Annotated in this window: 13 protein-coding genes; 8 read left to right on the top strand and 5 right to left on the bottom strand. The window is 73.1% G+C overall.

The genetic code is table 11. From position 1 onward, the window contains the following. Positions 1-56 precede the first annotated feature (56 nt). Together gatB and ACGFIA_RS02505 are read left to right on the top strand one after the other, a co-directional pair. Entirely contained in the window at positions 57-1,550 is a 1,494-nt protein-coding gene (gene gatB, locus ACGFIA_RS02510; protein WP_357388233.1) for an Asp-tRNA(Asn)/Glu-tRNA(Gln) amidotransferase subunit GatB, read from the top strand. Positions 1,551-1,657: 107 nt separating this feature from the next. Then, a complete protein-coding gene (locus ACGFIA_RS02505; RefSeq protein ID WP_357388231.1) occupies positions 1,658-4,015 on the top strand; it encodes a pyruvate dehydrogenase in 2,358 nt (785 codons plus the stop codon). Between the two features lie 445 nt (positions 4,016-4,460). Here ACGFIA_RS02505 and ACGFIA_RS02500 read toward each other — a convergent pair whose 3' ends face one another. From ACGFIA_RS02500 to ACGFIA_RS02490, 3 genes are all read right to left on the bottom strand, one after another. Then, positions 4,461-6,074, bottom strand: coding sequence for a metallophosphoesterase (locus ACGFIA_RS02500; RefSeq protein ID WP_357476277.1), 1,614 nt, complete (start codon positions 6,072-6,074; stop codon positions 4,461-4,463). 54 nt (positions 6,075-6,128) lie between these two features. Then, the gene (locus ACGFIA_RS02495; protein WP_357388229.1) at positions 6,129-7,304 is read right to left on the bottom strand and encodes a PQQ-dependent sugar dehydrogenase; all 1,176 of its coding nucleotides are present in this window, start codon (positions 7,302-7,304) and stop codon (positions 6,129-6,131) included. Between the two features lie 86 nt (positions 7,305-7,390). After that, the gene (locus tag ACGFIA_RS02490) at positions 7,391-9,196 is read right to left on the bottom strand and encodes a SpoIIE family protein phosphatase (RefSeq protein ID WP_357476274.1); all 1,806 of its coding nucleotides are present in this window, start codon (positions 9,194-9,196) and stop codon (positions 7,391-7,393) included. A gap of 143 nt (positions 9,197-9,339) precedes the next feature. Here ACGFIA_RS02490 and ACGFIA_RS02485 point away from each other — a divergent pair, with 143 nt between their 5' ends. Continuing rightward, positions 9,340-10,266, top strand: coding sequence for a 2-hydroxyacid dehydrogenase (locus tag ACGFIA_RS02485; protein ID WP_357388225.1), 927 nt, complete (start codon positions 9,340-9,342; stop codon positions 10,264-10,266). Between the two features lie 7 nt (positions 10,267-10,273). On the opposite strand, the gene ACGFIA_RS02480 is transcribed toward ACGFIA_RS02485, so the two are convergent. Then, positions 10,274-10,657 (bottom strand): PH domain-containing protein, encoded by a 384-nt coding sequence (locus ACGFIA_RS02480; RefSeq protein ID WP_357388223.1) that lies wholly within the window; start codon positions 10,655-10,657, stop codon positions 10,274-10,276. Positions 10,658-11,228: 571 nt separating this feature from the next. On the opposite strand from ACGFIA_RS02480, the gene ACGFIA_RS02475 reads away from it, so the two are divergent. Next, positions 11,229-13,583 carry an EAL domain-containing protein gene (locus ACGFIA_RS02475; RefSeq protein WP_357476272.1) on the top strand — a complete coding sequence of 785 codons (2,355 nt, stop codon included), beginning with the start codon at positions 11,229-11,231 and terminating at the stop codon, positions 13,581-13,583. An 11-nt stretch (positions 13,584-13,594) separates the two neighbouring features. On the opposite strand, the gene ACGFIA_RS02470 is transcribed toward ACGFIA_RS02475, so the two are convergent. Then, entirely contained in the window at positions 13,595-14,620 is a 1,026-nt protein-coding gene (locus ACGFIA_RS02470) for a LacI family DNA-binding transcriptional regulator (protein WP_357388219.1), read from the bottom strand. A 348-nt stretch (positions 14,621-14,968) separates the two neighbouring features. Between ACGFIA_RS02470 and ACGFIA_RS02465 the strand changes: the two genes are divergently transcribed. The 4 genes from ACGFIA_RS02465 to ACGFIA_RS02450 all read left to right on the top strand — a co-directional run bounded on the left by ACGFIA_RS02465 (position 14,969) and on the right by ACGFIA_RS02450 (position 20,637). Then, the gene (locus ACGFIA_RS02465) at positions 14,969-16,252 is read left to right on the top strand and encodes an extracellular solute-binding protein (RefSeq protein ID WP_357388217.1); all 1,284 of its coding nucleotides are present in this window, start codon (positions 14,969-14,971) and stop codon (positions 16,250-16,252) included. Positions 16,253-16,322: 70 nt separating this feature from the next. Beyond that, the gene (locus tag ACGFIA_RS02460) at positions 16,323-17,336 is read left to right on the top strand and encodes a sugar ABC transporter permease (RefSeq protein WP_357388215.1); all 1,014 of its coding nucleotides are present in this window, start codon (positions 16,323-16,325) and stop codon (positions 17,334-17,336) included. Then, a complete protein-coding gene (locus tag ACGFIA_RS02455) occupies positions 17,333-18,193 on the top strand; it encodes a carbohydrate ABC transporter permease (RefSeq protein WP_357388213.1) in 861 nt (286 codons plus the stop codon). The genes ACGFIA_RS02460 and ACGFIA_RS02455 overlap by 4 nt, the downstream gene beginning before the upstream one ends. Then, the gene (locus ACGFIA_RS02450; protein ID WP_357476270.1) at positions 18,190-20,637 is read left to right on the top strand and encodes a glycoside hydrolase family 2 protein; all 2,448 of its coding nucleotides are present in this window, start codon (positions 18,190-18,192) and stop codon (positions 20,635-20,637) included. Before ACGFIA_RS02455 ends, ACGFIA_RS02450 begins: the two co-directional genes overlap by 4 nt. Positions 20,638-20,705 lie beyond the last annotated feature (68 nt).

The following is a 20,705-nucleotide window of genomic DNA, read 5'->3' as shown; positions in this document are numbered from 1 at the left end:
GCCGGGCCAGCCGATTAGGCTGGAACGGTTCTGTCCGGATCGCGCCTGGAGCTCAGATGACGACGACACTGCCCGCGTACGACGAGGTCGTCGCGCGCTTCGAACCGGTGATCGGCCTGGAGACCCACGTCGAGCTGGGCACGAACACCAAGATGTGGTGCGGCTGCCCGACCGACTTCGGCGGCGAGCCGAACACCCGGGTCTGCCCGGTCTGCCTGGGCCTGCCCGGCTCGCTGCCGGTGGCGAACAAGGCCGCCATCGAGGCGACCATCCGGATCGGGCTGGCGCTGAACTGCTCCATCGCCGAGTGGTGCCGGTTCGCCCGGAAGAACTACTTCTACCCGGACATGCCGAAGAACTTCCAGATCAGCCAGTACGACGAGCCGCTGTGCTCCGACGGCTACCTGGACGTCGAGGTGAACGGCGAGCTGGTCCGCATCGGCATCGAGCGGGTGCACCTGGAGGAGGACACCGGCAAGACGCTGCACGTCGGCGGCGCCACCGGTCGCATCCACGGCGCCACCGAGTCGCTCGTCGACTACAACCGGGCCGGCATCCCGCTGGTGGAGATCGTCACCAAGCCGATTCCCGGCACCGGCGCGCTCGCGCCCGAGGTCGCCCGCGCGTACGTCGCCGAGCTGCGCGACGTGATCCGCTCGCTCGGCGTCTCCGACGTGCGGATGGAGGAGGGCTCGCTGCGCTGCGACGTCAACACGTCGCTGAACCGCCCGGGCGAGGAGTGGGGCACCCGCACCGAGACGAAGAACGTCAACTCGCTGCGCTCGGTCGAGCGGGCGGTGCGCTCGGAGATGCTGCGCCAGGCGTCGGTGCTGGAGGCCGGCGGCCGGATCACGCAGGAGACCCGGCACTTCCACGAGGACACCGGCGACACCACGTCGGGCCGGTCCAAGGAGACCGCCACCGACTACCGGTACTTCCCGGAGCCGGACCTGGTGCCACTCGCCCCCGACACCGCGTGGGTGGCCGAGCTGAAGGCCGCCCTGCCGGAGCTGCCGCGCCTGCGCCGCAAGCGGATCCAGCAGGACTGGGGCCTGTCCGACCTCGACATGCAGTCCGTGGTGAACGCGGGCGCGGTCGAGCTGATCGAGGCGACTGTGGCTGCCGGCGCGACCCCTGCGGCGGCCCGTAAGTGGTGGCTGGGTGAGCTGTCCCGCCGCGCCAACGAGACCGGCGTGGAGCTGGCCGACGTGGGCGCCACCCCGGCTCAGGTCGCCGAGCTTCAGGGCCTTGTCGACGCGGGCAAGCTCAACGACAAGCTGGCCCGTACCGTGCTGGAGGGCGTGGTGGCCGGCGAGGGCTCGCCGACCGAGATCATGACCAACCGCAACCTGGAGGTCGTCTCGGACACCGGCGCGCTCACCGCCGCCGTGGACGAGGCGATCGCGGCCAACCCGGCCATCGCCGACAAGATCCGCAGCGGCAAGGTCGCGGCGGCCGGCGCGCTGGTCGGCGCGGTCATGAAGACCACGCGCGGCCAGGCGGACGCGAAGACCGTCCGCGAGCTGATCCTGGCGCGCCTCGGCGCCTGACGTGCAAGGAAGGGCCCCTTCTTAACGCCTGGTGCATGGGAAGGGGCCCTTCCTAACGCCTCACCCCACTCACGGGGCGTCAACGGCGACGCCCGGATGGAGTCACCGTGAACCAGCACGACCTCGACGTCCTCGACGAGATCCAGCGCCGGGTGCTCTGGCTCGCCACCCGCATCGTCGACGCGGCCAACCACGACCGCGACACCGGTGACGGGGTGAAGGTCGGTGGCCACCAGGCGTCGAGCGCCTCGCTGGTGACCGCGATGACCGCGCTCTGGTTCCAGCACCTGGACGCCGAGGACCGGGTCGCGGTGAAGCCGCACGCCTCGCCGGTGTTCCACGCCATCCAGTACCTGCTGGGCAACCTCGACCGGTCGTACCTGCCGAAGCTGCGGGCACGCGGCGGGCTCCAGTCGTACCCGTCGCGGACCAAGGACCCGGACGAGGTGGACTTCTCCACCGGCTCGGTCGGCCTGGGCGCCGCCGCGCCGCTGTTCGCCGCCGTCACCCGCCGCTACGTCGACGCGCACTTCGGCCCGCGCCCGCACTCCCGGTTCGTCGCCCTCATCGGCGACGCCGAGCTGGACGAGGGCAACATCTGGGAGGCGGTCGCCGACCCGGCCACCACCGGGCTCGGCAACGTGATGTGGCTCGTCGACTTCAACCGCCAGTCGCTGGACCGGGTCGTCCCCGGCATCCGGATCAACCAGTGGCGCGGCCAGTTCGAGGCGGCCGGCTGGCACGTCGTGGAGGTCAAGTACGGCCGTCGGCTCGCCGAGGCGTACGCCCGGCCGGGTGGCGCGGCGCTGCGCGACTGGATCGACCGGATGCCCAACGAGCAGTACCAGTCGCTGTTCGGGCTGGCCGGGCCCGCGCTGCGCAAGCAGTTCCTGGACGGCGCCCCGGCCGAGGTGGCCGCGTTCGTCGCCGACATCGGCGACGACGAGCTGGGCCCGCTCGTCACCGACCTGGGCGGGCACGACGCGCAGGCCATGCTCGACGCGTACGCCCAGTGCGACGCGGTGACCGACCGGCCCAGCGTCGTGTTCGCGTACACGGTCAAGGGCTGGGGCCTGCCCATCGCCGGCAACCCGCGCAACCACTCGGCGCTGCTCACCACCGAGCAGGTCGACGCGCTGCGCGCCGCGCACGGCCTGACGCCGGAGACCGAGTGGGACCGCCTCGACCCGGCGTCCCCGGCCGGTATCCGGGCCGGCGAGCGCCGGGAGGCGCTGTCCCGCCCGCCGCGCGAGCGTGCGCTGGGCGTCACCGTTCCGGAGACCACGAGGGTACGCGCGAACAAGCCCGTCTCCACCCAGGAGGCCTTCGGCCGGGTGCTTGTCGACCTGGCCCGCGATCCGCAGGTCGCGCCCTACCTGGTGACCACCGCGCCGGACGTGGCCACCTCGACCAACCTGGCCGGGTTCATCAACAAGACGGGCGTGTTCGCCCCGACGGAGCAGCGTTCCTGGACCGAGGACCGGATGCTGCGCTGGACCGAGAGCCCCGCCGGGCAGCACATCGAGCTGGGCATCTCGGAGATGAACCTGTTCCTGCTGCTGGGCCAGCTCGGCCTGTCCTGGGACCTGTCCGGTCAGCCGCTGCTGCCGGTGGGCACCGTCTACGACCCGTTCGTGCTGCGCGGTCTGGACGCGTTCCTCTACGGGACGTACTCCGGTTCCCGGTTCGTGGTGGCCGGCACCCCGTCGGGCATCACGCTCGCCCCGGAGGGCGGGGCGCACCAGTCCACCATCACCGCGTCGGTCGGCCTGGAGCTGCCGGGGGTGACGTTCCTGGAGCCCGCGTACGCCGGCAGCCTCGACTGGCTGCTCTGCGACGCGCTCGGGCAGATCGCCGGTGGTGCCGCACCGGCCGCCACAGCCGCGCCGGCCGAGGACGGGGCGTACTACTTCCGGCTCAGCACCCGGCCGGTCGACCAGGCGCCGTTCGAGGCGGCCCGGGCGCGGCTCGGGGACGCGGTGCTGCGGCGGCAGGTGGTGGCCGGCGCGTACCGGCTCGTCGACGCGCACCAGGCGTACCCCGATCTGGCTGATGCCCCGGTCGTGCAGCTCGCCGCCTCCGGCGCGGTGCTGCCGGAGGTCCTGGCCGCCGCCGCGGAGCTGGCGGAGGAGGGCGTGGCCGCGCACGTGGTCGACGTGACCAGCCTGGACCGGCTCTACCGGGCGTGGCAGCGGACGCTGCGCCAGGGTGTGCGGACCGCTACCGTGCCGAGCGTCCCGGGCGCGCTGCGGTCGGCGTTCGCCGACCGGGTGCCGGTGGTCACCGTGCACGACGCGGCCTCGCACGCGATGGCCTGGCTCGGCTCGGCGGTCGGCGCCCCGGCGGTGCCGCTCGGCGTGGACGAGTTCGGCCAGTCCGGCAGCGTCCGGGAGCTGTACGAGCTGCACGACCTGCTGCCCGGCAGCATCGTCAACGCCGCGCTGGCCGCGATCGCGCTGCGCTGACGGCTCGCGCCCGGTCGGTCGGCTCGCTGGCTCGCCAGCGCGCCGGCTCGCGCCCAGTCTGTCGGCTGCGCGGCTGCGCCGGCTCGCGACGACGGCGGGTCGCTGCCGGCCGGTCCGGGTGGCACGACAGCCCGCTGCCGTAACGGAAGGTCATAAGCGATTTCGGTTGCGGAAAGTGACTGCCTCTGCGGTCGGAGGTATGGCCTCGTGCCGCCTTTGCTCTGCAGCCAAATCCGCAGCACCACCCTGAGCTGGGGCGGAATGGATCGCTCGCTGCTCTGCACCCATCCGCGCGGTGACTCTCGGTGCCTGCCGCGCCGATGGGTGCAGAGCAAAGGCGGCGGTGGGGCATCCCGGTGCCGGACGGCTTCATGACGCGCAGTGACCGGGTGTCACGCGGCAGGGCGCCCGGCGTGGCCGCGAGGAAGGCGAGGATCCGGGACGGTCAGCTCGTGGGGGTGGGGCTCAGGGTGGTCGTACCCGGCGACGGCGACTCGGAGGGGCCGCGGGTGGGGGTCGGGGTGACCGGCACCTGGTCACCCTTTGCCGGGTCGCGGATGACGTGCCGCTCCAGGTTGACCTGCGACTGCCCGGTGCCGCCGACTGTGATGTCGTCGTACGCCTGGAGCAGCTTCTGCTGGTCGAAGTAGAGCACCGTCATGGTCAGCGGAGTCGGCTTCTCGCCCTCCAGGCCGCGCAGCCCGGCCCCGCCGGTCGAGCCCTGCACCATCAGCGTGGTCGGCTGCTTGCCCTCCACCTGCGGCAGCTTCGACACCTGCCGGGAGTGGGTGTGCCCGGAGAGCACGAGCGGGCAGGTGCCGGAGAGCGGGCCGGCCGAGGCGGGATCGTGGATGAGCGCGATGTCCACCTTGCGCGGCGACTTCTCGATCGTGGCGGCGAGCTGTTCGCCGGCGCCGATCACCTGGTCGGCCACGGCCGAGGTGAGGCCGCTCCCGGCCGGTGAGGTCTCCTTGTCCGGGGTGAAGCGGGGGTCGCCGAGGCCGGCGATGGTCAGCCCGCCGACTGTGGTGACGGAGTTGTTCAACACGATCGCGTTCGGCTGCTGCGCCACCGCGGCGGCGGTACGCGGCGAGTCGTGGTTGCCGCGGATGAACACGTACGGCTTCTTGAGCAGGCCGATCGAGCCGACGAACGACGCCTCCGGCTCGCTGCCCCAGTCGGTCATGTCGCCGGTGTCGACCACCACGTCGATGCCGAACTGTTCGACCACGGTACGGATCAACTGCCAGCCGGTCGGGTTGAGGTGGATGTCCGACACGTGCAGCACCCGGGTGGTGCCGGGCGACGGCTGCACCACCGGCAGCGCCGAGACGGTCGTGTAGAGCTTGCTGACGTTGCCGACCAGCCGCTGGAGCTGCTCGGCGTACTTGGTGTAGTCGTTCGCGATCCGCCGAGCGTCACCGACGATCGCGGGCGCGTTGACGAGCAGGCCCTCGTACCGGGGCTCCTCGATGGCCTGCGGGCGCAGGGTGCTCGCCGCCGTCCCGAGGCTGCCCGCCGTGATGACGAGCGCCATACCGCCGGCCCACGCGGTACGCCGGACGTCCCGGAAGACGAGCGCCGCCAGGATCAGCGTGGCCAGCACCACCGAGGCGAGCGTACGCAGCCCGAGCCGCATCACGCCGTCGCGGACGTCCTGCACCGCCGACTGGCTGGCCCGGCTGATGCTGGCCGGGTCGTCGAGGAGCGCCTCGGTGCGCCCCTGGTCCAGCGAGCCCACCTCGACGGTGAGGTACGCCGGGCCGTCGTGGCTGTCCAGCAGCAGCGCGCCCAGGGGAGGGATGTCGACGGTGGTGCCGCCGCTCAGTGACGGGCTGAGCTTCAGCTCGGCGCGGAACGGGCCGATGTCGGTGCCGACGTGGCCGCCCGCGTACGTGCCGATCACGATGCCGCCGAGTGTGACAGCGAGCAGAGCCAGCACGACACCCAGCCGGCGCAGCCGGTTACCGGGCCGCCACGCCGTCACGCGGCGGGCACGCCCGCGCTCCGGAGACGTCTCGTCCCCGGTGCGGTGCTGTTCGTTCTCGTGGCCGTCCATGCTGAGATCCTGACCTGCCCCTTGCGCGATCTTGACAAACCCGCCCGGCCCGGATCAGCTCCGGCCGGCGCCCCCGTCGGCGAACACGAGTCGCAGGATGCGGTCGTCCTCGGCGGTGGGGGTGCCCCTGCCGTCCCGGTTCGAGGTGCTCACCCACAGCGAGCCGTCCGGCGCCGCCGCGACGGCCCGTAGCCGACCGTACCGGCCGGTGAGCAGGTCGCGTGGCTGACCGAGGACGGTGCCGTTGCCGGCCAGCTCCACCAGCCAGAGCCGCTGGCCGCGCAGGCAGGCGGCGACGAGCACGCGGTCCGCCGCCGCCAGGCCGGAGCAGGACGCGTCACCGGTGGGCCACTGCGTGATCGGGTTCACGTAGCGCTTGTCGTCGCCACGCCCCTCGACCCGGGGCCATCCGTAGTTGCCGCCCTTGTTGATCTGATTGATCTCGTCCCAGGTGTTCTGGCCGAACTCCACCGCGTACATCTTCTTGTCCGGCGTCCAGGCGAAGCCCTGGACGTTGCGGTGGCCGGTCGACCAGACCGGCGACCCGGCGGTGGGGTTGCCCGGCGCCGGCTTGCCGTCCGGGGTGATCCGGAGGATCTTGCCGCCGAGGCTCTTGGCGTCCTGGGCGTTCTCGGTGCGCCCGGCGTCCCCGGTGCTCGCGTAGAGGTGGCCGTCCGGGCCGAAGCCCAGCCCGCCGCCGTTGTGCGTGCCGGACTTCGGGATGCCGGTCAGGATCGGCTTCGGCGCCTGCCCGAGCTGCATCTTCGCGATCCGGTTGTCGTTCTCGGCGGTGTAGTAGACGAAGACCGTGCGGTCCCGCTCGTACGCCGGGGAGACCGCGATGCCGAGCAGGCCGCCCTCGCCGCCGGCGGCGACGTCCGGCACGGTCTGCACCGGCCGCACCGCCAGGCCCTCCGGGCCGGACTCCGGGCCGACCTGGAGGATCCGCCCCTTGTCCCGCTCGGTCACCAGCGCGCCGCCGTCGGGCAGGAACGCGATGCCCCACGGCACCTCCAGCCCCTTGGCCAGCACCGTGGCGACCGCCTGCTGGCCGGCCCCGCCGGGACTCGCGGTGCTCGACGGTGTGGGCAGGTTGGGCGGGGCGCCGGCCGGATCCGGCTCGGGCTCGCCGAGGGCACAGCCGGCGGCGCCCAGGAGCAGCGCCGCGCAGGACGCCGCCAGCGCCGTCCGGAGGCGGCTGACACGGGGGTACGCAAGACGCGGGCTCACCCGCCCCAGCCTAGCCGTGTGGACCGGCGAACCGGGCGCGTCGCGCGGACGGCGGCCCGTACCCGGCCCGTTCGGGGGAGTGCTGTTCAGCCGGCCCGCAGCGCGAGCAGGGCGACGTCGTCCTCCCGCTGGTGTGCGGCGGCGAGCAGCCGGTCGCAGAGCAGGTCCAGCGAAACGCCCGGCCCGGCGGTGCCGAGATGGGCGAGCAGCTCGGCCTGCCCCTCGTCGATCGGCTGGTCCCGGCGCTCGATCAGCCCGTCGGTGTGCAGCAGCAGCGTGTCGCCGGGAGCCAGGGTCAGCGTCCGGCCGGTGCGCCGGGGCGGGCGGGCCAGGCCGAGCAGCGGCCCGCGACCGTCCGCCACCGCTACCGAACCGTCGGCGCGGACCAGCAGCGGCGGCGGGTGTCCCGCGTTGCACCAGGAGACCACCAGCCCGCCGGCGGCCGGGCGGACCCGGGCCAGCACGGCGGTGGCGACGGTGGGCACCCGCAGCCCGCCCATGGCCCGGTCGAGGTGGGTCACCAGGTCCTCCACCGGATCGTCCCGCCCGTACGCGTTGCCCCGCACCAGGTTGCGCAGCTGGCCCATGGTGGCCGCCGCCTCGATGTCGTGCCCGGCGACGTCACCGATCGCGGCGACCACCTCGCCGTCGGGCTGGACGAAGGCGTCGTACCAGTCGCCGCCCACCTCGACCCGGTCGGCGGCCGGCAGGTAGCGGGCGGCCAGTTCCATCCCGGGCACGGCCGGCAGGCTCGGCAGCATGCTGTGCTGGAGCACCTCGGCGACGTGGCGCTGCTCCCCGTAGAGGCGGCTGTTGCCGACCGCCTGTCCGGCGCGTACCCCGATGTCCTGCGCGGTGCGCAGGTCGCTGGCGTCGAAACCGCGCCGTCCGGGCCGGTTGACCAGCGTGACCGCCCCGATCACCCGGTCCCCGACGGCGGTGATCGGCACGGTCAGGTGGGAACCGATGCCGAGCCGGTCGGCGAGCGGCACCAGCTCCGGGCGTGTGGTGCCGCGCGCCACGTCGTCCAGGTCGGCCGTGGCCCGCACCGCCGGCCGCCCGGTACGCAGCACCGACCGGATCTGCGACTCCGCGCTGAGCCCGGTGGTCAGCAGCCCGGCGAAACGGGTCACGTCGGCCGCGCGCTCGGCGTCCCGGTGCAGGCCGGTGACCGTGCGTGGCCGGCCGGCCGGGTCGACGAGCGTGATCAGGCACCAGTCGGCGAGCAGCGGCACCATCGCGCGCCCGAGCCGGTCGACGGCGGTGGCCACGTCGAGCGTGCCGCCGAGCATCTCGCTCATACCGGCCAGCATGGCGAGCCGGTCGTGCGCCTCCTCGGCGCGGCGGCGCGCCTCCTCGGCACCCCGGACCGCGATGCGCAGCCGCAGCTCGGAGGAGCACGCGGCGGCCAGGTCGGCGAGCGTACGCAACTGTTCCCCGGTCCAGGCCCGGGGCTTGCTGTCGATCGCGCAGAGCGAGCCGAGCACCCGCCCGTCCAGGTCGGTCAGGGGCATGCCCGCGTACGCCACCACGCCCAGGTCCTCGACGGCCAGGTTGAGGCGTACCTGGGGGGAGAGGCGGGCGTCGGGCAGCACCAGCGGCATCTCGACGTCGACGACGTGCTGGCAGAACGAGTGGGTCAGCGGCGTCTCCCGGCGGGCCGCCCACGGCTCCGGCAGCCCGGTCGCGCCGGGGAAGAACTGACGGTCGGCGTCCACCAGGGAGACGAGCGCGACGGGCACGTCCAGCAGGTCGCCGACCAGCCGGGCGAACCTGTCGAACGCCTCGTCCGGTACGGCGTCGAGCCGGGTCTCGTCGAGTGAGCGCAATCGGTCGGGATCGGCGAGCGCCGGAATCGGCACGGACACCCGTCCCCGGCCGTCCTCGCTCATCGCCACCGCCCTCGGCAAGCGGAACACCCGAGCGGCATCCCGCTCTCGGTTATACCCCGCTGGGCCGCCACTCCATTCCCGGCGCGGTGTTCGTCACGGGTCACGCCGCGCCGGCCGGCCCGGGGCCGATATCGTCGGCGGTCGTGAAGGCATGGATCCCGCACCCCGAGGGCCGCAGACTGCTCGGCGAGCTGCCGCCCGGCGTCACCGTGGAGGTGCTGGACGACCCCCGGCGGCTTCCGTCCTCCCCGGCCGGGATGCGGTTCTGGGTTCCGCCGTTCCTGTCCGGCCCGGACGCCGGCGCGCTCCTGGCCGAGCTGCCCGACGTCGAGGTGGTGCAACTGCTCTCCGCCGGCGCGGACGCCTGGGCGGGACGGATGCCCGACGGCGTGACGCTCTGCGATGCCCGGGGCGTGCACGACTCGCCCACCGCCGAATGGGTGGTCGCCGCGATCCTCGCCTCGCTACGCGGGTTCGCGCCGCTGGCCCGCGCGCAGGCGCGGCGCGAGTGGGCGTACGACGAGGTGGCGCCCACCGACGAGCTGGCCGGCAAGCGGGTGCTGATCGTCGGCGCGGGCTCGATCGGCACCGCGGTACGCGATCGGCTCGCCCCGTTCGAGGTGAGCTTCACGCTGGTGGCCCGTACGCCGCGCCCCGGCCAGGGCGTGCACGGCGTCGACGAGCTGCCGGCGCTGCTGCCCGAGGCGGACGTGGTGGTGCTGCTGGTGCCGCTGACCGAGCAGACCCGGGGCATGGTCGACGAGCGTTTCCTCGCCGCGATGCCGGACGGCGCGCTGCTCGTCAACGCCGCCCGCGGTCCGGTGGCCCGCACGTCGGCGCTGGTCGCCGAGCTGGCCTCGGGTCGCCTGCGCGCGGCGATGGACGTCACCGACCCGGAACCGCTGCCCGCCGACCATCCCCTGTGGGAGCTGCCGAACGTGCTGCTCACCCCGCACGTCGGCGGCTCCGTACGCGGACTGCTGCCGCGCGCGTACCGGCTGGTGGGGGAGCAACTGCGCCGGTACGTGGCCGGGGCGGAGCTGACGAACCGGGTGGTCGACGGCTACTGATCCCTGCTCACCGATCGGCTTCGGCGTCCGGTAGCTCCTGCCCGGTGACGGCGATCAGCCGGGGCAGTTCGGTGGCGCGTACCGCCGGCAGCACCACCACCTCGCCGTCGTCGAGGCGGGCGACGGCCCGTCCCTTGCGATCACCTGCGAGTTCGGCGACCCGGTTCCACGGCACCCGGCGCTGCCCGGCGAGCGCCCGCAGTCGCAGCTCCCGGGCGTCGGCGTCGGTGCCGGCGCGCCACGCCCAGACCACGACGGCGAGCGGCACGAGCAACACCCAGAGCAGCCACCAGCGGGCACTGGCCACTGGAAGCGCGCCGATGGTGGCGACGATCGCGGCGACCAGGATGGCCTGGTTGTGACGGAAACGTACGGTATCGGCGCGGCTCACCCCCCGATGATCCCACCCGCCCAGCCCACCCCACCCCGCGGGCGTCCCCACCCCCGTCCGAGCCACCCCCCGTCCGAGCCACCCTCCGTCCGAGCCACCCTCCGTCCGAGTCCCCCGCCGTGCGAGCCACCCCGTCCGAACCGCTCGCCGCACCGCGTAGCCGGTGCCCACCGACGATCTTGGTACGGCTCCGCCCCTCCCGGGGCGGTCCGATACCAAGATCTGCGCGGGTCGGAGATCTTGGAAGCGTTGGGCCTCTTGGGGGGCCGTTTGCTTCCAAGGTCTGGTGGGCCGGGGGGATCGGCGGGAGTGAGCGGCTTGCAGGCGATCGTGAGCCGGCACTGCGGAGGGGCGGTGTGACGGATGTCACTGGCTGGGTGACGTTGCTGGGCGCTTCCGGGATCGTTTCTAGGCGTGGCCGCAGTGGTCCCCGCCGATGCGCCCCGCCAGCCCGCACGTCGTACCGCGTACCGCAACCGCACCGCCCCCGTGCCCCCTCACGAAGGCGACCGCCGTGCCCGTCCCCCCTCCCGTCGCCCCCCGTCGGCGATCAGCCCTGCACGATGTCGCCGTGTCGCTCATCGGCGCGGCCTTCCTCCTGGCGGGCGTCGCCGGTGCCCTGCCCGGCCCGGCCGCCGCCGCGCTCGCCGTCGCCGGAGGCTTCGCGCTCGCCTGCGTCCGGCTCGCCTGGCTGGCCGGAGCCGCCGCGCCGGCCGACCATCCCGCACCTGCCGACGGTCCCGCAGTGACCGGCCGTTCCGCGCCGAACGGCTTGCCTGCGCCGACCGGCCGTTCCGCGCCGAACGGCTTGCCTGCGCCGACCGGCCGCCCCGCGTCGAACAACCTGCCCGCGTCGAACGACCAGCATGCGCCGACGGATCGGCCCGTGACCGGGCGGCGGGCTCGCCGGGCCGCGCTGTCGCGCCGGGTCGCCGCGTTCCTGGACGCCGCCGTCCTGGCCGCCGGGCTCACCGTGGCGGTGCTGCCGCTGAGCGCCCCCGCGCACCGGTTGCCGATCGCACTGGCCGGGCTGTCCCTCACCGGTCCGCTGCACGTGGCGGCCCTGCTGCGCCTGCCCGGCCGGTCGCGGCTGTCCGGTCCGGAGCTGGTGCGCCGTACCGTCGACGTGCTCGCGCTCGGCGTCAGCCTGGTCTTCGCGGGCTGGATGCTGTTGCCGGGCGGCCCGGTCCCGGCCGTCGCCGCGACCGCTGCGACGGGCGGCGCGGTGGTGCTCGCCGTGCTCACTGTGGTGGCGGTCGCCGAACGCCGCCGCCGGCCGGGTGCCGCGCGCTGCCACGCCGGGGCCGCGCTGACAATCGGCGGGTTGACGCTACTTGTGGTGCTGCTGGCGTACGACGCGCCGGACCGGGCGTTGCCGGTCGTCGCGGCGCCGCTGGTGGCCGGGGCGCTGCTCACAGTCGCCGGTGTCCGGCGCACCTCGGGCGGGGAACGGCCGGATCGGGACGTGGCGTCTGCCGCGTGGCCGCGCCTCACGGCGCCGGCCGGGATCGCCGGGCTCGCCGCCGGGATCCACCTGGGCGCGGCCGGGGAGTTCAGCACCGGCGCGATGGCACTGGGGCTGGCCGTCATACCGCCGATCATGGTGGGTGAACTGCTCGCCGCCGCCGACCAGCGCCGCCGGGTGCAGCGGCTCGCCGCCCGCGAGGCGTGGTTGCGGCGCCGGCTCGGACCGGCCGCCGGGACGGCCGGGCCCGTGCTGCTGACGCGCGCCGATCTGGTCCGGGTGATGGCGCACCGCAGCGGCGGCGCGCTGCTCGTCGTCGACCTGCACGGTACGGGCGGCGCCGTGCCGGACGGGCCGGTGCTCATCGAGGCGGCGCGTCGCCTGCGGGCGGGCTCCGAGACGCACGATCTGGTCGCCCGGCTCGGCGACACCGAGCACGCGGTCCTCACCGACCTCGGTCCGGTGCTCGCGTACGCGCTCGGTCTGCGGCTGCTGGCGGCGCTGGCCGAGCCGTACCCCCGGCCCGGCGGGGTCGTCCGGCTGGGGGTGAGCGTCGGGCTGGCCGAGACCAGCGGCGGCGATCCGGAGGACGTGCTGCGCCAGGCGGACCTGGCCCGCCGCCGGGCGGCGCAGCTCGGCCGGGACCGGGTCGAGTGGTACGACGCCTACCTGGAGGAGCAACTGGTCCGCCGCCTGGACCTGGAGCGGGAACTGCCCGGTGCGGTGGCGCGCGGTGAGCTGGACCTGGTCTACCAGCCGGTGGTGGCGCTCGCGGACCGGATGCCGGTGGGCACCGAGGCGTTTCTGCGCTGGCGCAGCCCGGCGCTGGGCACGGTGCTGCCGGCCGAGCTGCTGCCGGTGGCGGCCGATCTCGACCTGACCGGTGAGATCGGGCGGTGGGTGCTGGATCGAGCTTGCCGCCAGCTCGCGGCGTGGTCGGACGGCGGTCGCGAGCTGTGGATGGCGGTGAACGTGACGCCGCGGGAGCTGGCCGCGCCGGACTTCGTGGCGCGTACCGCCACCGCGCTGGCCGCTTACGACGTGGTGCCGGACCGGCTGGTGGTGGAGGTGTCCGAGCCGGTGGTGGGCGCCGAGCTGTCCACTGTGGTGCCCCGGCTGGCCGGTCTGCGGTCGATCGGCGTGCGGATCGCGCTCGACGACTTCCGGGCCGAGCACGCCTCGCTCGCGCAGCTGCGCCGGTTGCCGATCGACCTGATCAAGGTGGGCCCGCACCTGGTCGGCGCGGGCGGGGACGGGCAGCGCCCGCTGATCGACGTGGTGGCGAACCTGGCCGACCGGCTCGGGGTGGAGCTGGTGGTCGAGGAGCTGGAGTCGGAGGGGCAGGTGGCAGGTGCGCGCCGGGCGGGCTGCCGGTACGGCCAAGGGTTCGCGCTGGCCCGCCCGGCGACCGCCGAGCGGGTCGAGGCGTGGTTCGAGGAGTACCCGTCCACCACGCGCTGAGCTGAACCGGTTCAGCGAGCGCTCGTACGCGGTGGGGCGGTGCTGCCGCGCGGCGTGAGGTGCGCCGTCTCGTCCTGCACGGCGGCGGCCGGCTCGCCCGCGATGACCGCGAGGAGCCGGCGGGCGGCGTGCGCGCCGTACGCCGGGATGTCCCGGCCCAGCGCGGTGAGCGGCGGGTGCACCAGCCGGCAGAGCGGCGAGTCGTCCCAGGCCACGATGGACAGGTCGCCGGGCACGCTCAGGCCCATCTCCTGCGCCACGGAGAGCCCGGCGATCGCCATCACGTCGTTGTCGTAGATCACCGCGGTCGGCCGGCCGGGGGAGCTGAGCAGCCGCCGGGTGGCCCGCGCGCCCTCCTCCCCGGTGTAGTCGGACGAGACGGTGGCCGCCTCGTCCAGCCCGAGCCGGCGGCACACGGCCGTGAACGCCTCGGTGCGGATCTCGGTGTGCAGCAGCGAGGGCAGCCCGCCGACCCGGGCGACGCGCCGGTGGCCGAGCGCGACCAGGTACTCCACGGTCTCGACGAGGGCCGCAGCGTCGTCGGCCCAGACGCTCGCCAGGCCGCCGGTGTGCCCGGGCCCGCCGATCACCACCGCCGGCAGTTGCAGTTCCTCCAGCGCCGGCACCCGCCGGTCGTCGGTGCGCAGGTCGCAGACGAGCACGCCGTCCACCCGGCGCTCGGCCCACCACCGCCGGTAGACGGCGATCTCGGCGTCCTGGTCGCTGACCACCTGGAGCGTGAGCGCGTACGAGCGGGCCGACAGTTCGGCCTCGACGCCGCTGATGAGTTCCATGAAGAACGGCTCGATGCCGAGTATCCGGGCGGGGCGGCACAGCGCCAGCCCGACCGCCTTGGCGGTGGCGCCGGACAGCGCGCGGGCGGCGCTGCTGGGACGGAACCCGATCTCGGCGGCGATGGCGAGGATCCGCTGCCGGGTCGCCTCGGAGACCCCGGGCTGGCCGTTGAGCGCGTACGACACCGCGCCCTTGGAGACCCCGGCACGCCGGGCGACGTCGGCGATGGTCGGCCGCTTCACCGAAGCGTTCCTCCACTGTGTCCGGCCCTCGCGGGCACTTGCGGTCGCCGGATCACCGGCGTCTGGTGACGCTACTGCACGCCGCGCCGGGCCGGGGTGCCACCGGTGGTGGCGGCGGGCGGCCTACGGCGCTCGCCGCTTGCGCGGTTCAGCCTAGAGGGCCGATCGCCGGCCGCCCTGCCGTGAACGGCCGAACCACCGTGGTGAGCGGCGGTGAGATTGCCGGACGAGAACATCGGTAACCGCCCGTTGACAGTCATGAATGAGGACCGTACGGTGGCGTCACTTATCCGGTTCAGTCAACGTTCCTCGATGTCGGGAGCGTTCCCATTTGGCGCGGAGGATGAGATGAGACGGTCCTGGACGCACCTGGCGCGGGTGGCCGCCGTCGGTGCCGTCAGCCTGGTCATGGTCGCCGCCTGCAGCGGCAGGAGCACCACCGGCGGCTCGGACTCGGCCGGTGGTCAGGTGACGCTGAAAATCAACTTCTGGGGCGACTTCGGGCTCCAGGACCTGAAGGCCAAGTACGAGGCCGAGCACCCGAACGTCAAGATCCAGCTCAACTCGGGCGAGTACAACGCCCAGCACGAGGACCTGCAGAAGAAGCTCGTGGCGGGCAACGGCGCGCCGGACATCGCGGCGATCGACGAGGGCTTCATGGTCCAGTTCCGGAGCCAGTCGGACAAGTTCGTCAACCTGCTCGACAAGGGTGCCGGCTCCTACGAGAGCAAGTACCTGCCCTGGAAGTGGAGGCAGTCGCTGTCGGCCGACGGCAAGACGCAGATCGGCCTCGGCACCGACGTCGGCGGCCTGGCCATGTGCTACCGCACCGACCTGTTCAAGGCCGCCGGCCTGCCCACCGAACGCGACAAGGTGTCAGCGCTCTGGCCCACCTGGGACAGGTTCATCGAGGTCGGCCAGCAGTACACAGCCACGACGAAGAAGAAGTTCATCGACGCCGGCACCAACCTGTTCAACCCGATCCTCGGCCAGCAGCCGGTCGGCTTCTACGACGAGCAGGACCAGCTCCGGATGGAGCAGGGCCCGAAGGTCGCGTTCGACTACACGGTCAAGGCCGTGGGCGCCGGGCTGTCGGCCAACCTGGTCAGCTTCCAGGCCGACTGGGACAAGGGCTTCACCAGCGGCGCGTTCGCGGTGCTCGCCTGCCCGGCGTGGATGCTCGGCCACATCAAGGACACCGCGCCCGGCACCCAGGGCAAGTGGGACATCGCCGCGGTACCCGGTGGCGGCGGCAACTGGGGTGGCTCCTTCCTGACCCTGCCGAAGCAGGGCAAGAACGTCGACGAGGCGTACAAGCTGCTGACCTGGCTGGTCGCGCCGGAGCAGCAGATCGAGATTTTCAAGAAGGTGGGGAACCTGCCGTCGCAGCCGGCGCTCTACACCGATCCGGCCATCGCCGACTTCACGAACCCGTTCTTCAACGACGCCCCGGTGGGCCAGATCTTCCCGAAGATGGCGCAGGGCCTCACCCCGCAGTACCTGGGCCGCAAGAACGGCCCGACCCGGGTGGCTGTGGAGAACGTGATCCGGCGGGTGGAGAACAAGTCGCTCAAGTCCGACGCCGCCTGGTCCGAGGCGGTCAAGGAGGCCGAGAAGGCCGCCAAGTCCTGACGTGTCAGCGGTGGCGGGGCGGCCCGGTCCGCCCCGTCGCCGTCCGATCTCCCGGCCCTGGAGTGAACAGATGTCCAGCACCCGTGCCGCGCCCGCGCCGCCCGGCCGCCCACCCGCGCGCAAGCCCGGCCGTACCGGCGCCGGCGACCGGCGGATGAGCTGGCGGGACCGGCTGTACCGCTTCGACATGCGCTACATGCCGTACCTGATGATCGCGCCGTTCTTCCTGCTCTTCGTCGTGTTCGGGCTGTTCCCGCTGCTGTTCAACGCGGTCGTGTCGCTGCGCAACTACCGGCTGGACGACCCGACGCTGCCGTACTGGGCCGGCACCGAGAACTTCAGCCGCCTGTTCGCCGACGAGGACTTCTGGAACGCCCTGGTCAACACGTTCGGCATCTTCCTGCTCTCCACGGTCCCGCAACTGCTGCTCGCGCTGCTCGTCGCGTCGCTGCTCAACCGCAAGCTGCGGGCGCAGACCTGGTGGCGGGTGGGCGTGCTCCTGCCGTACGTGACACCGATCGTGGCCTCGACGATGGTGTTCAGCGTCTTCTTCTCCCGCGACTTCGGCATGGCGAACTGGGCGCTCGGCCTGCTCGGCGTCGGCGGCCCGGACGACCCGATCGACTGGCGGGCGGACAAGCTGCACGCCTGGATCGCCATCGCCACCATGGTCAACTGGAAGTGGATCGGCTACAACGCGCTGCTCTACCTGGCCGCCATGCAGTCCATCCCGCGCGACGTCTACGAGGCGGCGGCGATCGACGGCGCCGGGCAGTGGAAGCAGCTCTGGCGCATCACCGTGCCGATGATCCAGCCGGTGGTCCTGTTCACCGTCATCCTCTCCACCATCGGCGGGTTGCAGTTGTTCACCGAGCCGATGCTGTTCGACCCGAACGCCCAGGCCGCGACCGGCGGGCCGGACGGCGAGTGGCAGACCATCGCGCAGCTCATCTACAAGGTCGGCTGGAAGGACCTCAACCTCGGCTACGCCGCCGCGATGTCCTGGGCGTTGTTCCTGATCATCCTGGTCGTCGCCGGTCTCAACTACCTGCTGACGAACCGACTCTCCGGAGGCCGCCGGTGACGACGCGACGCGTGGTGGCCCGCGCGCCACAGGACACCCCGGCCGGGCTCTGGACCTACCTGCTGCTCGCGGTGAGCATGCTGTTCGCCGCGTTCCCGCTCTACTGGATGTTCGTCATCGCCACGAGTGACGACGAGGCGCTGGCGAAGCTGCCACCGGCGGTGATCCCCGGCGACCGGTTCCTCACGAACGTCGACGAGGTCTTCTCCCTCCAGGACGTCTACTTCGCCGCGTCGCTCGTCAACAGCGTGATCGTCTCGGCGGCGGTGACCGCCTCGGTGCTGTTCTTCTGCTCGCTGGCCGGCTTCGCCTTCGCCAAGCTGCGTTTCCGGGGCAGCCGTGCGTTGATGCTGTTCGTGGTGCTCACGCTCACAGTGCCCAACCAGCTCGGCATCGTCGCGCTCTACATCGTGATGGGCAAACTCGGCTGGAACGGCACGCTGCTCGCGGTCATCGCGCCCGGCCTGGTCACCGCGTTCGGCGTGTTCTACATGCGGCAGTTCATCGTGAACACCGTCCCGGACGAGCTGATCGAGTCGGCCCGGGTCGACGGTGCCACGACCATGCGGGTGTACGCGACGATAGTGCTGCCCGCGATCCGCCCGGCGCTGGCGGTGCTCGGCCTGCTCACGTTCGTGGCCACCTGGAACGACTTCCAGTGGCCGCTGATCACGCTGAGCGGCACCGACTACCCGACGTCGATGGTGGCGGTCTCCGACCTGGCCAGCGGCAACTACGTGATCTACCGGCGGGTGCTCGCGGGCGCGTTCATCGCCACCGTCCCCCTGCTGGTCATGCTGTTCGTCGGTGGACGTCAGATCGTCCGCGGAATCATGGAAGGCGCGGTGAAGTCGTGAGCCGTCGAACGCTGCTGCACGAGGGGTGGACGCTGCGGGCCGAGCGCGGCCCGGCGGTGCCGCCGGAGATCGCCGGGGCAGCGGTGCCGGCCACGGTGCCCGGCTGTGTGCACACCGACCTGCTGGCGGCCGGGCTCATCCCCGACCCGTACCTGGACGACAACGAGAACCGCCTCGCCTGGATCGGCCGCACCGACTGGGCCTACGAGACCACGTTCGCCTGGCAGCCCGGTGACGAGGACCGGGTCGACCTGGTCTGCGCCGGTCTGGACACGGTCGCCACAGTGACGCTCAACGGCGTCGAGGTCGGCCGCACCGAGAACCAGCACCGCTCGTACCGCTTCGACGTCCGCGCGCTGCTGCGCCCGGACGGCAACACCCTGGCCGTACGCTTCGACTCCCCGTACCGGTACGCCGAGGCGCACCGGTACCGGCTCGGCGACCGGCCGAACGCGTACCCGGAGCCGTTCCACTTCATCCGCAAGACCGCCTGCAACTTCGGCTGGGACTGGGGACCGACCCTCGTCACCGCCGGCATCTGGCGCGACATCGGCCTACACGCCTGGTCCACCGCCCGGCTCGCGTCGGTGCGGCCGCTCGTGACGGTGGCCGGCGGAGTCGGCCGGGTCGAGCTGTGCGCCGAGGTCGAGCGGACGTCGGACGAGCCGCTGACCGTCCGCGCCGCCGTCGCCGGGGTCACCGCCGAGGTCGCCGTACCGGCGGGGGAGCGGACCGCCGTCGTGACGCTCACCGTCGCGGACCCCGCGCTGTGGTGGCCCATCGGGTACGGCGACCAGCCGCGCTACGACCTCGACGTGAGCCTGCTCGGCGCCGACGGCCGGGAGCTGGACACCGCGTCCCGGCGGATCGGGTTCCGCTCGGTACGGCTGGACACCACGCCCGACGCCCACGGCACCCCGTTCGCCCTGCACGTCAACGACGTCCCGATGTTCGTCAGGGGCGTCAACTGGATCCCCGACGACGCGTTCCCCAACCGGGTCACCCGCGACCGCCTGGCGCGGCGGTTCGCGCAGGCGGCCGGCGCGAACGTCAACCTGCTGCGTGTCTGGGGCGGCGGCCGGTACGAGTCGGACGACTTCTACGACCTCGCCGACGCCCTCGGTCTGCTGGTGCAGCAGGACTTCCTGTTCGCCTGCGCGGCGTACCCGGAGGAGGAACCGTTCCGCACCGAGGTCGAGGCGGAGGCGCGCGAACAGGTGACCCGGCTGGCCGGGCACCCGTCGCTGGTGCTGTGGACCGGCAACAACGAGAACATCTGGGGCTGGCACGACTGGGACTGGCAGGAGCCCCTTGCCGGGCGCACCTGGGGACGCGGCTACTACCTGGACCTGCTCCCGGCGATCGTCGGCGAGCTGGACCCGACCGTCCCCTACTGGCCGGGTAGCCCGTGGTCCGGCAGCGAGGAGCTCCACCCCAACGACCCGGCGCACGGCACCACGCACATCTGGGACGTGTGGAACACCGACGACTACACCCGCTACCGGGACTACGTGCCCCGGTTCGTGGCCGAGTTCGGCTACCAGGCGCCGCCCGCGTACGCGACGCTGCGCCGGGCCCTCTCGGACGATCCGCTCGCGCCCGACTCGCCCGGCATGGCTCATCACCAGAAGGCGGCAGACGGGGACCGCAAGCTCCGGCGCGGGCTCGACGCGCACCTGCCACCGCCAGCCGACTTCGACGACTGGCACTACCTCACCCAGCTCAACCAGGCCCGCGCCATCCAGCTCGGCGTCGAGCACTTCCGCTCGCACCGGCCGGTCTGCGCCGGCACCGTCGTGTGGCAGCTGAACGACTGCTGGCCGGTCACCTCCTGGTCGGCGATCGACGGCGACGGCCGCCGCAAACCCCTGTGGTACGCGCTGCGCCGCGCCTACGCCGACCGGCTGCTGACGGTGCAGCCGCGCGACGGCGGGCCGGCGCTGGTGGCGGTGAACGAGACAGCCGACGCGTGGACCGGGCCGGCCACCGTCACCCGGCTGACCCTCACCGGGGAGCCGAGGGCGAAGACCTCGGTCGACCTCGACGTCCCGGCGTACTCATCGGTGGTGCTGGCGCTGCCGGCGGAGGTGGCACGGCCGGACGACGGCCGGGCCGAACTGCTCGTCGCGGACGCCGGGGACGGCGCGGAGCGGGCGCTGTGGTTCTTCGCCGAGGACCGCGACGTGCGGTGGCCGAGGGCGGAGTGGGACGCGAGCGTCGAGCCGGTCGACGGCGGATGGCGGGTGCGGGTGACCGCGCGGACGGTGCTGCGCGACCTGACGCTGTTCCCTGATCGCCTGGACCCGGCCGCGCGGGTGGACCGGGCCCTGGTGACGCTGCTGCCGGGGGAGAGCGCGACGTTCGTCGTGCACGCGCCCGGCCCGCTGGACGCCGACGCGCTCACCCGTCGCCCGGTGCTGCGCTGCGTCAACGACCTGGCCTGAGACGGCCATCCCCCCATCTCCATCGATTTGAAGATTTCTGCAAGTGTTAAAGTCTTCAGAGTCGTCGG

The sequence above is a fragment of the Micromonospora sp. NPDC049203 genome (genome assembly GCF_043197215.1).
Classification (GTDB): Bacteria; Actinomycetota; Actinomycetes; order Mycobacteriales; family Micromonosporaceae; genus Micromonospora.
Note: the sequence above shows the minus strand (reverse complement) of the source record. Positions and strands in the feature narration are given on the sequence as shown.

Bases quoted from the DNA above. Each gene is read 5' to 3' on its own strand.
- gatB (WP_357388233.1), top strand. From the start codon at position 57: ATGACGACGACACTGCCCGCGTACGACGAGGTCGTCGCGCGCTTCGAA.
- ACGFIA_RS02460 (WP_357388215.1), top strand. From the start codon at position 16,323: ATGTCCAGCACCCGTGCCGCGCCCGCGCCGCCCGGCCGCCCACCCGCG.
- ACGFIA_RS02490 (WP_357476274.1), bottom strand. From the start codon at position 9,196: ATGAGCGAGGACGGCCGGGGACGGGTGTCCGTGCCGATTCCGGCGCTC.
- ACGFIA_RS02500 (WP_357476277.1), bottom strand. From the start codon at position 6,074: ATGGACGGCCACGAGAACGAACAGCACCGCACCGGGGACGAGACGTCT.
- ACGFIA_RS02465 (WP_357388217.1), top strand. From the start codon at position 14,969: ATGAGACGGTCCTGGACGCACCTGGCGCGGGTGGCCGCCGTCGGTGCC.